Origin of the sequence: Myroides sp. N17-2 (assembly GCF_002286775.1) — a bacterium.
In the GTDB taxonomy this organism is placed as follows: domain Bacteria; phylum Bacteroidota; class Bacteroidia; order Flavobacteriales; family Flavobacteriaceae; genus Flavobacterium.
Window position 1 is genome coordinate 1 of sequence record NZ_NSGJ01000012.1, and the last position, 15,759, is coordinate 15,759.

Consider the following 15,759-nt stretch of genomic DNA (forward strand, 5'->3'; position numbering starts at 1 on the left):
CTACTAAAAACTCAGGTAAAATCATTTTTATAAACTCAATATAGTTTTCCACGTTTATTATTTATCATTACAAAGATCTGTAGTTTTTAATTCACACACAACTTTTGAGATTGATCCATACTTACCGTAAATAGTTATAAATTAGCTTTAATTATATTAAACCCACATTACGCATTAGCCAAATACTACAAAGAAATTCTACTTTATAGCTCTTTCATTAGCTCTAAAACCATACTACAGTATGCTTTTATCACTAATTCAGACCTATTTTGTATAATTACTTTTCTTTTATATGTCTACAACATAATCTGGGTTAAAACTACATTTATGAAATATATCAAGAAGTCACTTAAAGTAATACTAATGCTAGTCATTACTTTTATTATCTTTATTCTCGTTTACTTTCTAGCTGCTAGAGGATTGTCTAGTATTACAGTCAATAAAGAGCAAAGTGAACCTAGCGAAATCACTATGTACATCCATACTAATGGTATGCACACAGACTATGTATTTCCTATTAAATCAGAGCTTATAGACTGGAGTGAGGAACTAAAGTTCGAGCATACTAAAAGTCAACGCACAGACTATAATTATGTAGCACTGGGCTGGGGTGATAAGGGATTCTTCTTAGATGTAGAAGATTGGGCACACGTTAAACTAGATATAGCAGTAAATGCTGCTTTTGGATTAGGAACTACAGCTATGCATACTACGTTTTTGCCAACTATAACTGAAGGGGAAGACACACGTAAGATAACTATTTCTAAAAAACAGTACCAAGCCTTAATAGATTATGCACGTGCTTCTTTTAAAAGAGATACTAATGGACAAGTCATCAATATCGTAACAGATAAGGTATATGGTATGGATGATTCATTCTATGAAGGAGAAGGTAATTATAGCTTTTTACACACATGTAACAGTTGGGCTAACTCAGGGCTAAAGCTAGCTAAGATGAGAGCTTGTCTATGGACACCCTTCCAAGAAGGAATCTTTAGAAAATACGAATAAGTCTTACTATTAGTAAACTAATATAACAATAAAGGGAACCAATAGGTTCCCTTTATTGTTTATAAATCTCTTTATTTGATTAGATTCCTGCGATTACTTTTAGTTCTTCGATCATACGCAAAGCTAGACTATCTGCATCCTCTTGTGTACCTGCTTCTGTATAAATACGAATAATAGGTTCTGTATTTGATTTTCTCAAGTGTACCCACGAAGAAGGGAAGTCAATCTTCACACCATCCACAGTAGATATCTCTTGATTCTTATAGTTTTCAGCTATTTGCTCTAAGATCATATCTACATTTAACTTAGGAGTAAGTTCTATCTTATTTTTACTCATATAATACTGAGGATAAGAAGCTCTTAATTCTGCTACAGTCATATCTAAGTTAGATAAATGTGTTAAGAATAAAGCTACCCCTACGATAGAATCACGTCCATAGTGCGTCTCAGGATAGATGATACCACCATTACCTTCTCCACCGATGATAGCATTAGTTGCTTTCATAAGCTCTACAACGTTCACCTCTCCTACTGCAGAAGCATTATATGTACCACCGTGTTTAGTAGTAATATCTCTTAAAGCACGAGAAGATGATAAGTTAGATACTGTATTACCTGGAGTCTTACTTAATACATAATCCGCTACGGCTACTAATGTATATTCTTCTCCGAACATCTCTCCATCATTAGAAATGAAAGCTAGACGATCTACATCTGGATCTACTACTACACCGAAGTCTGCATTCTCTTTCTTCACTAAAGCACAGATATCTCCTAAATGTTCTTTAAGAGGTTCTGGATTATGAGGGAAGTGACCGTTTGGCTCACAGTATAATTCAACTACTTCTACTCCTAGTTTTCTCAATAAGGCAGGAATAATAATTCCTCCTGATGAGTTAACAGCATCTACTACTACTTTAAACTTGCGTTTTTTAATAGCTTCTACATCTACTAGTTTTAACTTTAATATCTCTTCTATATGGATCTCCATATAGTCATTCTTAAACACTACTTTTCCTAGATTATCTACATCTGCAAAATCAAATGCGTCTTTATCCGCTAACTCTAATATGATTTGTCCCTCAGCTCCACTTAAGAACTCTCCTTTACTATTTAGAAGTTTTAGAGCATTCCATTGTTTTGGATTATGAGAAGCTGTTAGGATAATACCTCCATCTGCTTTCTCTAAAGGAACAGCTATCTCTACTGTAGGAGTAGTAGATAACCCCAAGTCTATTACATCGATACCTAGTCCTATTAACGTATTCACTACTAAATTATGAATCATCGGTCCTGAAATACGTGCATCTCTACCGATAACTACTTTTAGATTTTCTTTTTGAGAATTGTTTTTAAGGAAGGTTCCATAAGCAGATGCAAATTTTACTGCATCTATTGGTGTAAGGTTATCTCCCACTTTACCACCTATAGTTCCACGTATACCTGATATAGATTTAATCAATGTCATAATTACATATTTTTAGTAGCACAAAGATAAATAATTATATGCGAGAGAGCTTGAACAAGTTTAGAAAATAGCGTATGTTTATAAACAAACCTATATTATGAACTTCTTAGCACATATATTCCTTTCTGAAAATGACACTCTACTTAAAATAGGGAACTTCGTAGCAGATAGTATTAGAGGAAAAGATTATTTAAACTACCCACCTAGAGTCCAACAAGGTGTTATCCTACACAGAGAAATAGATACTTATACAGATGCACACCCAATATGGAGAGCTAGTAAAAAGCTTATAGTCCCTCAATACAACCATTATGCAGCTGTATTAATCGATATGTACTATGATCACTATCTCGCTAAGAATTGGGATGATTACTGTGATATTCCATTAGAAGAATATACACAGACCTTCTATACATCCCTAGAAGACAATTTTGACATTTTACCTCCTAGAGTACAATTGTTCCTACACATTATGTTAAAAGAAGATTGGCTTATGAAATATAGATCTATCGAAGGCTTAAAGTATATTTTGACTCAAATGGATAGAAGATCGAAGGGAACGTCTAAAATGGCATTAGGCACAACAGAACTTTTAGAGCACTATAAAGTATTCGAAACACATTTTACGGCATTTTTTAAAGAATTACAAGATCACTTAGTACTTTTCAAACAAACAGATCGTTACTTATTAAAGTTATAAGTTATCTTTAGTTTTTATAAAAACAAAATTAGCTTACTGTTGTTTAAGGCTCACCTTTTACACTATTTTTGCATTATGAAAATGAAAAGTCCAAAGAAAATAAAGTATTACGCTAATCAAGTATTCAAGTACTCAGAAGGAATTCTATTCTTTCTGAAGTCCATCTTGAGCAATCGGCAATTCTTATATTTATCTTGTGTTTTAGTAGGTGCATCTTCTGCTGTTGCGGTTACTGTCCTAAAGTATTTTGCTCATAACGTATTTAAGCTTGCTACTTATATTGATAATATCTCTCACTTGCCTTATATGAATAGTATCCTACCTATCATAGGTATCTTACTAACTGTATTTATTATTCGCAAATTCTTAAATGGTTCTATAGAGAAAGGTACGTATCAGATTATGATAGCAGTAGCCAAAAAATCTGGTATAATGCCACGTAAGCAGATGTACTCACAGATTATCACGAGTTCACTTACTGTAGGTATGGGAGGGTCACTTGGACTTGAATCTCCTATTGCTATTACAGGGGCTGCCTTTGGGTCTAACTATGCTCAGAACTACAAGCTAAACTATAAAGACCGGATACTATTATTAGGATGTGGTGTCGCAGCTGGGGTATCAGCAGCCTTTAATGCTCCTATAGCAGGTGTGTTATTTGCTATTGAGATTATCTTAGTTGATGTATCTGTTTCTGCCTTTATTCCTATTATGATTTCTGCAGCCACAGGTACTATTGTCACTAACCTTATTATAAAGGAAGACATCTTACTGTCGTTTAAGAATCAATTAGTTTTTGACACGGGCAACACGATATACTATATCTTATTAGGGATACTATCTGGGTTCTTTTGTGTCTACCACGCTAGAATGTTTAGAAAAACAGAACACTATATCTCTAATCTCCGCTTTGGAGCATACAAGAAGGCATTGATAGGAGCATCAATGTTAGCTGTTCTGATATTCTTATTTCCTACATTATTTGGAGAAGGATATGAAAGCATTAAAGTACTAACTAGCGATAAACCTCAAGCAATCTTACATAACACATTACTAGCTGACTTTTCTAGTAATCAGTGGGTGTTACTTTTATTTGTAGCAGGAGCAGCATTAGTAAAAACATATGCAGTAGGACTAACAATGGGAAGTGGTGGTAATGGAGGTAATTTTGCACCATCGTTATTTGTAGGTTCTTATTTAGGTTTTGCATTATCAAAACTATTACAGTTAGTAGGTCTTAAAGATATACCTGTACAGAACTTTACGGTAGTTGGGATGGCAGCAGTCATAAGTGGGTTATTTCACGCTCCGTTAACAGGAATATTCTTAATCGCAGAAATAACAGGAGGATATGGACTAATGGTTCCTTTACTTATCGTATCTTCTATTAGTTTTGCTATTTCTAAGCATATGGAAAAGTACTCTATGGATATCAAATCAATAGCAACTACAGGTATGGTCTTTACTTCTGATAAGGACTCTAATATCTTAAATACAATTATAGCTACTGATTATATCAAAAATGAAATAAAGACATTGACTATGCAAGATACTACTGCCTCAGTAGTAGATATCTTCGCTCATACCAAACAAACTTTTATTCCCATTATAGATTTAGAGGAAAAGATTGTTGGTATTATAAACTTAGATAATGTACGCCCTATTATTTTTAATGGCTTTCAAACTAAGTTCACTCCCATAAAAGATCTAATAGATACAGCCATCGTTGTGTCTAAAAATGATTCTACTAAAATAATAATGCAAACACTAGAGACTAATCACCTAGAGTTCGTCCTTGTTCAAGAAAACAAAAAATATATAGGGTATATTATGAAAGCGGAACTGATGGAAGCTTATCGTAAGAACCTAAAGTCACTACTATTAGAATAAGAAAACAACTTATAACAAAAAAGGCTTCTCTTTCGAGAAGCCTTCTTTATTTTAGTATGTATTTTACTTTGTTTCACAAATTTTGAAATAGAACAACAAAACAACAAAACCAAATCTCTTTTTAAGTAGCCAGCTCAAAAGAAATTAAATAAAAAATCTATTTCAGAAACAAAACACATAACTGATTGAATTACTTCGCCTTTGTAATTCTCTAACAAAGATAATATAATATTGTAGAGTTAAAAGTTCTATTTTTAGTTTTTAACAACTATTATCCCAAATAGATACTTTGTCATTATATGTCTGAGTAAACCACTAATATTAATGTAATCTTATATAACATCAAATTTTTGTTAAACATACTATATCCTTTCTATTACAATCCTTACATTTACAGTACAATCGCACTTTTAAACAAAATTAATAGTGTGTGTTTTCAAAAACTAAATATTCAAAGCAGGCATTCCTTTTAATATAAGATACTCAAAACTACTAGTATTACTATAGAATTCCTACTGAATTAATTCAAACTAGAAATATTCATGCAAAGTGATTTCGTTAGAGAACTACTAACACAGAATGAAAGTTCACAATCATTCCTAGACAAACACAGAATAGAGAAATTCACAGATACATTATTTCACTTCTTATTTCAATTAGAAGACAAGAAATATCTATCTGAAGAATCTATTAATATTCGCTTAGCTACATTAAGAATAGAGTTACTCTCTATTGTTTTTAATATTAATAATAATGTTGAGAAATCACAGAAGATTGCTGATGGCTTTTTCAGTGCTTTACCTCAAATATTTTTTACGCTTAAATCTGATGCTCAAGCAATATTAGATAATGATCCTGCTGCAACCTGTTTACAAGAAGTATATATTGCTTATCCAGGGTTCTATGCTATCTCCATCTACCGTTTTGCTCATCAGTTACACACCCAGAATGTCATACTCCTTCCGCGTATATGGACAGAACATGCACATAGTAAAACAGGTATAGATATTCACCCTGCTGCTAGTATTGGTTCACACTTTTGTATTGACCATGGTACTGGTATTGTCATTGGTGAAACTTGTGTAATTGGAAAAAATGTAAAGATATATCAGGGAGTAACTTTAGGAGCTATTTCTGTATCTAAAGACAAAGCAAATACTAGAAGGCATCCTTATATAGAAGATAACGTTATTATATACTCCGGAGCAACTATTCTTGGTGGTGAGACTACCATCGGGCACGATACTGTCATCGGTGGTAATGTATGGTTAACAAGAAGTGTAAAACCTAATTCAATAATATATAGCAAAAGTAAAAGTTATTCAAAAGACCAAGAAGATTACCCAGAACCAATAAATTTCATAATTTAGTAGAACTTAAAATTATAAAAGTCATGAAAATAAACAATATTCTTGAGGCTATCGGTAATACACCTCATATCAAAATAAACAAACTCTTCCCTAGTGATGTAAATGTTTGGATCAAATTAGAAAAGCAAAACCCTGGTGGTAGCTTAAAAGATCGTATAGCATTAGCAATGATTGAAGATGCTGAAGCTAAGGGATTAATAAATAAAAACACAACTATCATTGAACCAACATCTGGTAATACTGGTGTAGGTCTAGCGATGGCTTGTGCTGTTAAGGGATATAAACTTATCCTAGTGATGCCTGAATCTATGAGTATCGAACGCAGAAAACTTATGGCTGCCTATGGTGCTAAGTTTGTTCTTACACCTAAAGAATTAGGTACTTCTGGGTCTGTATCTAAAGCTACTGAATTAGCAGAGCAAATGGATAATGCATGGGTACCTCAGCAATTTAATAATCTTGCTAACCCTGAAATACACCGTAAAACTACTGCTCAAGAAATCCTTAATGATTTCCCTGAAGGTATTGATTACCTAATCACAGGTGTTGGTACAGGTGGACACATTACAGGGGTAGCAGAAGTTCTTAAGGAGAAATTCCCTAACCTAAAAGTATATGCTGTAGAACCTGCGAATTCTCCTGTATTAAGTGGTGGTAAACCAGGTCCTCACCCTCTACAAGGTATTGGTGCAGGTTTTATACCTAAAGTAGTCAACACAGATATCTTTGATGGTATTATTACCATTGAGAAAGAGGAAGCCTATCTATATACTAATAGAATTGCTAGTGAAGAAGGCATTTTAGCGGGTGTTTCTACAGGTACGTCTTTAGCAGCTATTGCTAAGAAACTACCTGAGATACAGAAAGGAGCTACAATCCTTACTTTTAACTATGATACTGGTGAAAGATACTGGTCTGTTAGCGACTTGTTCGATGAGAAAGCTGCTGAAATAAAATAATCAAAATATTATATAGAGTGTCTTCATACGGAGACACTCTTTTTTTATACTCTTCGCATCCATAAAAGTCATTATTCACTAGTACTAATAGCACCATTTTCGCCACTTCATCTTAGATAAACACCACTTAATTACGGATAAATATTGTACTTTTGTATTTGTAACAGAATATAATAAAACATATCATGCTTAAAAAATCTTTTCTTATTGCAGGATTAGCCTTCACAGCTCTTACTGCCTGTAAGTCGGTTCCTCAAGGAACATCAACTACATCAGATAATGCATTAAATAACATTGAAGTAAATGGTAAATTGTATGCAGCAGTATTCCAACAAAATGCAGCTGAATATCAAGCTTTATGCGCACAAGCTTTCAATATCGCTACTTTACAACTAGATCGCATCCTTGCAGAACAACACAGTAAACCTATTGCTATCGTGACGGATATAGATGAAACTTTCCTAGACAATTCTCCATACGCTGTACAAACAGCAAGAGAAGGAAAGTCTTATGATCAAGCTACTTGGACTGAATGGACTAAAAAAGGAGAAGCTATTCCTTTATTAGGTAGTCAGGAATTCTTTAACTATGCGGCATCTAAAGGTGTTGAAGTATTCTATATCACGAATAGAAACCAAAATGACAAACCAGGTACAATGAAAAACTTGGTTAAATACAACTACCCTTTTGTTGACGAAGCTCATGTAATCGTAAGAACAGCTGAATCAAGTAAAGAAACTAGACGCCAAAAACTTAGTGAAACTCACGAAATAGTGATGTTACTAGGGGATAACTTATCTGACTTCTCTACTGCTTTTGATAAAAAGACACAAGAAGAACGTTTTCAAAACGTAAAGTCTAATCAAGAACTTTTTGGTAAGAAATTTATCGTGTTACCTAACACAGGTTACGGAGATTGGGAAGCGGCACTATTCCAATACAAAAAAGACCTTACTAAAGAAGACAAAGACAAAATCTACAACAAAAGCGTAAAAGGTTTTAAATAACATCAAGACAACAAATAACTAACAACTTAATATACAAATGAAGAAACTAATAGCTCTAGTGCTTTTCGTAGGCGCTACCCTATCTTTCACATCATGCTCTAGTGATGATAATGAGCCTTTACGCTCAGATTTTGACGCAGAGGGTACATGGTACGCAGACAAATTATCTTATACTTATGGAACTCAAGAGATGACACATAATTATACAGAAATGCCTGGAGAAAACGCAGTGTACCAAACTGACAAACTTGTTATTCTTAATGGCAAAGCTACATTAACTGAGTACTTTATCGGCAAAGAAAATCCTGTAATAACTACAGGAACAGTAACTAAGAATACGATTACATTTGATAATCCTAATTATGCACCTCGCAAAATCAATGGAATTATTAATGGTCAACTATCCCTAACATATAACTACACAATGAGAGGTGCTACATTACCAGTTACAGTAACTTATGGTAGTTCTAACCCTACTCAATTCATAGGAACTTGGTCATCTGATAAACTATCATATAAGTTAGGAGATAGAGAAATGACACATAATTACATAGAAATGCCTGGTGATAATGCAGTCGAGAAAGCAGATCAATTAGTTCTTACGGAAAATGAAGCTGTATTAACAGAATACTTTAAACTAAAAGATACTAAAGTAACTAAAGGTACAATTAAAGGAAATGTAATCACATTTGAAGATAAAAATTATACACCTCGTACAATCAATGGAGTTAGAAACGGACAACTGTCTCTTACTTACAACTATGAAATGAGAGGGAGTACATTACCTGTTACAGTAACATATAACAAATAACGGTAAAACTATTTACCTTTCGAATACCAAAGCCCCATAATTAACTTTATGGGGCTTTTTTTATACACATTCATCAACTCTAGCCTTTACATATTTAGCAATAAAATGTCATTATGTGCTTTTGCATTAAAAATTATATGACAAATATCAGTTTTTATTGATTTATGTGTATATTGAACTCCATTAATAAACCTTAAACACAATCATGAATACTGATTCAAAACCAAAACCAAAGAAAGTCACTCTGTTTCAATCCTTAATTCCAATGGTGGTGCTAATTGCTCTACTAGGTACTAATGTTTTCGTTTATGGAAGCGCTGCCTTAAAAGGCTCTAACCAATTTGTTCTACTTATCGGAGGACTTATAGCGATTGGAGTTGGACTATATAATAAAGTAGACTACGAAGACATCATCAAAAAGATTACTAAGAATGTAAGAGAGACTACCCGTGCTATATACATCTTATTACTTGTAGGTGCCTTATCAGGGACTTGGTTATTGAGTGGTGTTATCCCTACGATGATTTACTATGGTCTACAGATACTAGAACCACATATATTCTTACCTGCTACCGTTATCATCTGTTCTATTATTTCTCTTGCCACAGGTAGCTCTTGGACTACATCTGCTACGGTAGGTATTGCACTTGTAGGAATAGGTAATGCGATGGGTATATCAATGGGGCTTGTAGGTGGAGCTGTTATCTCTGGTGCTTACTTTGGAGATAAATTATCTCCTCTATCGGATACGACTAACTTAGCTTCTGCTATGACAGGTACAGATCTATTCACACATATTAGATATATGATGTTTACCACTATACCTACTTATGTGCTTACATTAATTATATTTATTGTTATTAGCTTTAATCTAGATGTGCCTGAGAGTATTGATATGACTGCAACATTGACAGCCATTGAAAACACATTTAATATCACTCCATGGCTATTCCTTGTTCCTGTGATTGTGATTGGTATCATCCTAAAAAAGGTTAAACCTATACTAGCACTATTATTTGGTACATTATTAGGTGCAGTATTCGCTCTAATATTCCAACCTGACACGGTAGCACTTGTAGGTGAAGGAACGACTCTAACACCTGTTACAGCATACAGAGGGCTTATGAATGCCATCACTACAGATATCGCTATTTTATCTCCTATGGAAAGCTTAAATAGTCTATTCGAAGCAGGAGGCATGAAGAGTATGCTTAATACGGTATGGCTAATTATCTGTGCAATGTTCTTTGGTGGAGCAATGGAAGCTATCGGAGCATTAAAGAAAATAACAGAAACATTACTTAGTATTGCCAAATCAGTATTTGGATTATTCGCTAGTACAATGGCGAGTTGTGTAGTAGTTAACTTAACAGCTTCTGAACAATATCTATCAATAGTAATACCTGGCAAGATGTTCTCTAAAGCATATAAAGAAAAAGGACTAGCTCCTGAGAACTTAAGCAGAACACTTGAAGACTCTGGTACAGTTACTTCTGTATTAATTCCTTGGAATACTTGTGGAGCTTATCACGCAGGAGTACTAGGTATTGATACGATGACGTATGCACCTTATGCATTCTTTAATATTATTTCTCCTTTTGTATCACTTACATATGTAGCTTTAAATATTAAAATACGCAAACTAGCAGATGCAGTCAAGTTATAATTAGGAATTAGGAATCTGTGCCTACGGTGTTTCAATTAAGAATTAGTGCCTTTGGCATTAGATAATATACAGAACTTATATCAAACACAAAAGGCTATTTCTCACGAAATAGCCTTTTGTTATTTTATATCTTAGCTGACACGCAAAGTATTGCGTCTCTACTAACTGTAAACCGTTAACTGATAACTGTAAACCAATTACTATCTAGAATAGTTAGGTGCAGATTTAGTAATAGTGATATTATGAGGATGACTCTCTCCGATACCTGAAGCTGTTAACTGAACGAATCTAGCTACTTCCTGTAACGTAGGGATGTCTTTAGCACCACAGTATCCCATACCTGCTCTAAGTCCTCCGATGAACTGTAACATACTCTCGTTAAGTTCTCCTTTATAAGGAACACGACCTTCGATACCTTCTGGTACAAGTTTTTTCACATCATCTTCCACATCTTGGAAGTAACGATCTTTAGATCCTTGTTTCATTGCTGCTACAGATCCCATACCTCTATATGCTTTGAATTTTCTACCTTCGAAGATAATAGTCTCTCCTGGAGATTCTTTAGTACCTGCTAACATAGAACCTAACATAACACAATCAGCTCCTGCTCCTACCGCTTTAGGAATATCTCCTGTATAACGTAGACCTCCATCACCGATAACTGGTACACCTGTTCCTTTTAACGCAGCTGCTACTTCCATAATAGCTGAGAACTGAGGAAACCCTACACCTGCTACTACACGTGTAGTACAGATAGATCCAGGTCCAATACCTACTTTTACAGCATCAGCTCCATTCTCTACTAAGAATAATGCTGCCTCTGGAGTAGCGATATTACCTACTACCACATCGATCTGTGGGAAAGCTGCTTTCACTGCTTTTAACACTCCCACTACACCTTGAGAGTGTCCGTGAGCTGTATCGATAATTAATGCATCTACACCAGCCTGAACTAATAACTGTGCTCTATCTACTGCATCTGCAGTAACTCCTAAAGCAGCAGCTACACGTAGTCTACCGAACTTATCTTTATTAGCGTTTGGTTTTAAAGTCAGTTTAGTAATATCTCTAAACGTGATTAACCCTACTAATTTATAGTCAGCATTTACTACTGGTAATTTCTCGATTTTTTTCTCTTGAAGAATTTCTTCTGCTTGCTCTAAAGTAGTACCTTCAGCTGCAGTTACTAGATTATCTTTAGTCATTACATCTGTAATAGCTCTATCGTTTTGTTTCTCGAAGCGCATATCTCTATTAGTAATGATTCCTTTAAGAATACCGTTGTCATCAACGATTGGAATACCACCGATTCCAAATTCAGCCATTGCTTTTTTAGCATCACCTACAGTAGCTGTTAGAGGAAGAGTTACAGGGTCGATAATCATACCTGACTCCGCTCTTTTAACCTTTCTAACTTCTTTCGCTTGCTCTTCAGCTGTCATGTTCTTGTGAATCACTCCGATTCCTCCTTCACGAGCCATAGCGATAGCCATCTCACTTTCCGTAACAGTATCCATAGCAGCAGATACGATAGGAACGTTTAAGGTAATGTTTCTTGAAAATTTTGATTTTAAACTTACTTCTCTTGGAAGTATTTCCGAATAGTTTGGAACTAATAATACATCATCGTAAGTAAGTCCTTGACCGATGATTTTAGTTGTGTGTGCTTTCATGTGCAATGTCGTTGAATTGCACGCAAATTTACTATTTTTCCACTAAATAAAAAACTTTAGTGGAAAAAATTAAATATTTTTAGTGCTTCGTTGTATGAACTCTCAAATGACATTGCGCTCAGATTAGTATCTACCTTGTTTGCAGTAAAGTAACTTAGCATTTTTTCTGTCGGCATATTCCCTGTCAAATCGTCCTTCGCCATTGGACACCCTCCATATCCTTTAATTGCCCCATCATAGCGAAGACACCCTGCCTTATAAGCAGCATCTATCTTCTCAAACCAACTATCTGGTGTCGTATGAAGATGTGCTCCGAACTCTATCTCTGGATAAGCCGGTATAAGATTGCTAAACAGATAATCTATTACCTCTGGTGTAGAGCTACCTACTGTATCTGACAGTGAAAGTATCTTCACTCCCATCTTCGCTAACTTCTCAGTCCAATCTCCTACAATATCTACATCCCAAGGATCTCCATAAGGATTACCAAAGCCCATAGATAGATAGGCTACTACTTCTTTATCAGTCTTCGTTGCTATATTTAATATCTCATCTAACGTCACAATAGACTCTGCAATAGTCTTATGTGTATTACGCATCTGGAAGTTCTCTGAGATAGAGAATGGAAATCCTAGATACTTAATCTCTTTATGTTCCGCAGCTTGTTCTGCACCTCTTGTGTTTGCGATAATAGCTAATAGTTTGCTCTGTGTCTTACTCAAGTCTAATTGACTTAATAATTCAGCCGTATCCACCATCTGAGGAATAGCTTTAGGAGATACGAAGCTACCAAAATCTATGGTATCAAATCCCACTCTTAAAAGCGACTGTATATACTGTACTTTTTTCTCGGTAGGGATAAACATCTTGATGCCTTGCATAGCATCACGAGGACATTCTATAATCTTAACTGCTGGTTTCATATAAATTCAAATATAGCAGAAAACACACAATTTTACAACGCCCTTCTCCTTATTTTATTCCCAAAACTTTTATTCTAAAATATCTAGTTGATTCTCTGTATCATATCCATTAAAAAAAGGTTCTAAAGACATCATCCTTAGAACCTTTTCATATAATTTATTTATAAAATAGAGATCTTAATTCTTCTAACTTACTAATAAGAAAATCCCCAATCCACTAAATACCACAATTTGCATCCACTTTAAAAACACATTGACAGACTTGTTATTCTTCATGTAATCAGTAAGCTTCGCTGCTATACTACATATGATAAAGAAGATCACTACAGCCTCTGTGATAAATACACTTCCTAGTATAAATACTTGCTTCTGTACATTACCTGCCGCTTCCGTAATAAAACCTGGAAACAAAGCTAAGAAGAACATCATCACCTTAGGATTTAATACATTCATCAGTAATCCCTTTCTCACAAATCCCATAAAGGTCTTGTCATTAGCACCACCACCACTCTCATCTATCGCGATAACATTCTCCTCTTGATATACTTTATAAGACAACCAAAACAAATATAAGGCTCCAAATAACTTCACTCCTTTAAACAAAATCTCGCTCTGTGTAATCAAAGCCGAAATACCAAAAGCAAATAACGACAAGTGAAACAACAAACCTCCCACCTGTCCTACTACTACAGCATATCCGTACTTACGGCCTCTAGTAATACTCTGAGAAACCACATATAAGATATCTGGTCCAGGGGTAATAATCAGTAAAAAACAAGTAATAAAAAAAGTATACAATACTTCTGTTGACATAATATAATTCTAATATTTAGATAATAATGCCTTGTTGATTTTTTTGATCAAACTAGGCCCTTCATAGATAAAGCCAGTATAAAGCTGTATTAAGCTTGCTCCTGCTTCTAATTTTTCTATAGCATCTTCTGCTGAGTGTATCCCTCCTACTCCAATAATAGGGAATGCCTTATTACTCTTCTCTGATAAGAAGCGAATCACCTCAGTACTGCGTTTAGTCAATGGTTTTCCACTAAGTCCACCCGTTTCTTGTTGATGTATCGATTTAAGGTTACTTCTATCTATTGTTGTATTCGTAGCGATTACACCTGCTATCTTAGTCTCGGCTACTATTTCAATAATATCTAACAACTGCTCATCAGTCAAATCTGGTGCTATCTTAAGCAACACAGGCTTAGGTGCATCCTTTTGATTATTCTTTACTTGCAGACCATGCAGTAATGCCTTAAGTGGCTCTTTATCTTGTAACGCACGTAGATTAGGTGTGTTAGGTGAACTAACATTCACCACGAAGTAATCTACATAAGGAAACAATGCTTCAAAACAAATCTCATAATCTTCATTCGCTTGTTCATTAGGAGTCACCTTATTCTTACCGATATTACCTCCGATAAGCGTTCCTTTATTTTTCTTTAGACGAGTTATAGCCTCTTCGATTCCTCCGTTATTAAACCCCATTCGGTTGATCAAACCATTGTCTTCTTTTAGACGGAATAATCTCTTTACAGGATTACCTGGTTGTCCCTTAGGAGTCAAAGTACCTATCTCTATAAACCCAAAACCAAAGTTCTCTAATTCTTTGTATAACTTAGCATCCTTATCTAGACCTGCTGCTAAACCTATTGGGTTCTTAAACTTCAGTCCAAAAACTTCTCTTTCTAATCGAGAATCTTCAACTTGACAGTTAGCGCGTATCAGTGCGGATACGCCAGGAATACGATTAACGAACTTAAGAGCACCGAAGGTAAAATGGTGTACTTTCTCTGGATCAAACCTAAATAGTATAGGCTTTATAATGCTTTTATACATACGTGATTACTTTGTGTTGTTGTGTGTCTAAATTTCGTGCAAAGGTAGTGTTTTAACACCTCATTTCATAGCACTCTTTAACAAAGAGCAGTAAAACAATAAATCAATAAAATTCAATACATTAAAACCTCATATTCTATCCTAAACGCTTAGTAACTTTTCTATTATAACAGATTAAAAGAATATCGTCAGATAGGGTTGTTTTACAAATAATCTCCTGTTATTCAATACTGTTTTTTGAACTCAATACCACATATCTTACTTTCAAAATAATATAAACAAGAACTACACAGCATTACATAGTACACTCCTCTCTTCATCTATGACAAATCCCCTTGCTGATATCTCCTGAATAACTGCAGTATCCCTGCCCAATTCCTGCTCAGGAGGTCTGATTCAGCAAGCGTACCTCACTAATACCTCACGCATTGCCCAATAA

The 15,759-nt window shown here is 34.7% G+C and carries 13 protein-coding genes; 8 read left to right on the forward strand and 5 right to left on the reverse strand.

Features of this window, described 5'->3' with window-relative positions; all coding sequences use genetic code 11:
• Positions 1-327 precede the first annotated feature (327 nt).
• Positions 328-1,011 carry a TIGR02117 family protein gene (locus CF599_RS06480; RefSeq protein WP_121965232.1) on the forward strand — a complete coding sequence of 228 codons (684 nt, stop codon included), beginning with the start codon at positions 328-330 and terminating at the stop codon, positions 1,009-1,011.
• 79 nt (positions 1,012-1,090) lie between these two features.
• On the opposite strand, the gene glmM is transcribed toward CF599_RS06480, so the two are convergent.
• Complete coding sequence (glmM, locus tag CF599_RS06485; protein WP_121965233.1) at positions 1,091-2,479, reverse strand: phosphoglucosamine mutase; 1,389 nt, start codon at positions 2,477-2,479, stop codon at positions 1,091-1,093.
• A 97-nt stretch (positions 2,480-2,576) separates the two neighbouring features.
• Here glmM and CF599_RS06490 point away from each other — a divergent pair, with 97 nt between their 5' ends.
• From CF599_RS06490 to nhaC, 7 genes are all read left to right on the forward strand, one after another.
• Positions 2,577-3,179 (forward strand): ACP phosphodiesterase, encoded by a 603-nt coding sequence (locus CF599_RS06490; protein WP_121965234.1) that lies wholly within the window; start codon positions 2,577-2,579, stop codon positions 3,177-3,179.
• A 75-nt stretch (positions 3,180-3,254) separates the two neighbouring features.
• Positions 3,255-5,069, forward strand: coding sequence for a chloride channel protein (locus tag CF599_RS06495; protein ID WP_121965235.1), 1,815 nt, complete (start codon positions 3,255-3,257; stop codon positions 5,067-5,069).
• 542 nt (positions 5,070-5,611) lie between these two features.
• Positions 5,612-6,439, forward strand: a complete 828-nt coding sequence (locus tag CF599_RS06500) for a serine O-acetyltransferase (RefSeq protein WP_121965236.1) — start codon at positions 5,612-5,614, stop codon at positions 6,437-6,439.
• Between the two features lie 23 nt (positions 6,440-6,462).
• The gene (cysK, locus tag CF599_RS06505) at positions 6,463-7,398 is read left to right on the forward strand and encodes a cysteine synthase A (RefSeq protein WP_121965237.1); all 936 of its coding nucleotides are present in this window, start codon (positions 6,463-6,465) and stop codon (positions 7,396-7,398) included.
• 185 nt (positions 7,399-7,583) lie between these two features.
• Positions 7,584-8,405 carry a 5'-nucleotidase, lipoprotein e(P4) family gene (locus CF599_RS06510; RefSeq protein WP_121965238.1) on the forward strand — a complete coding sequence of 274 codons (822 nt, stop codon included), beginning with the start codon at positions 7,584-7,586 and terminating at the stop codon, positions 8,403-8,405.
• A 37-nt stretch (positions 8,406-8,442) separates the two neighbouring features.
• Entirely contained in the window at positions 8,443-9,216 is a 774-nt protein-coding gene (locus CF599_RS06515) for a hypothetical protein (protein WP_121965239.1), read from the forward strand.
• Between the two features lie 205 nt (positions 9,217-9,421).
• Positions 9,422-10,882 carry a Na+/H+ antiporter NhaC gene (nhaC, locus tag CF599_RS06520; RefSeq protein WP_121965240.1) on the forward strand — a complete coding sequence of 487 codons (1,461 nt, stop codon included), beginning with the start codon at positions 9,422-9,424 and terminating at the stop codon, positions 10,880-10,882.
• A 200-nt stretch (positions 10,883-11,082) separates the two neighbouring features.
• Here nhaC and guaB read toward each other — a convergent pair whose 3' ends face one another.
• From guaB to CF599_RS06540, 4 genes are all read right to left on the reverse strand, one after another.
• A complete protein-coding gene (guaB, locus tag CF599_RS06525) occupies positions 11,083-12,555 on the reverse strand; it encodes an IMP dehydrogenase (RefSeq protein WP_121965241.1) in 1,473 nt (490 codons plus the stop codon).
• 56 nt (positions 12,556-12,611) lie between these two features.
• Entirely contained in the window at positions 12,612-13,478 is an 867-nt protein-coding gene (locus CF599_RS06530) for a hydroxymethylglutaryl-CoA lyase (protein WP_121965242.1), read from the reverse strand.
• Between the two features lie 186 nt (positions 13,479-13,664).
• A complete protein-coding gene (locus CF599_RS06535) occupies positions 13,665-14,291 on the reverse strand; it encodes a LysE family translocator (protein ID WP_121965243.1) in 627 nt (208 codons plus the stop codon).
• A gap of 9 nt (positions 14,292-14,300) precedes the next feature.
• The gene (locus CF599_RS06540; protein ID WP_121965244.1) at positions 14,301-15,320 is read right to left on the reverse strand and encodes a quinone-dependent dihydroorotate dehydrogenase; all 1,020 of its coding nucleotides are present in this window, start codon (positions 15,318-15,320) and stop codon (positions 14,301-14,303) included.
• Positions 15,321-15,759 lie beyond the last annotated feature (439 nt).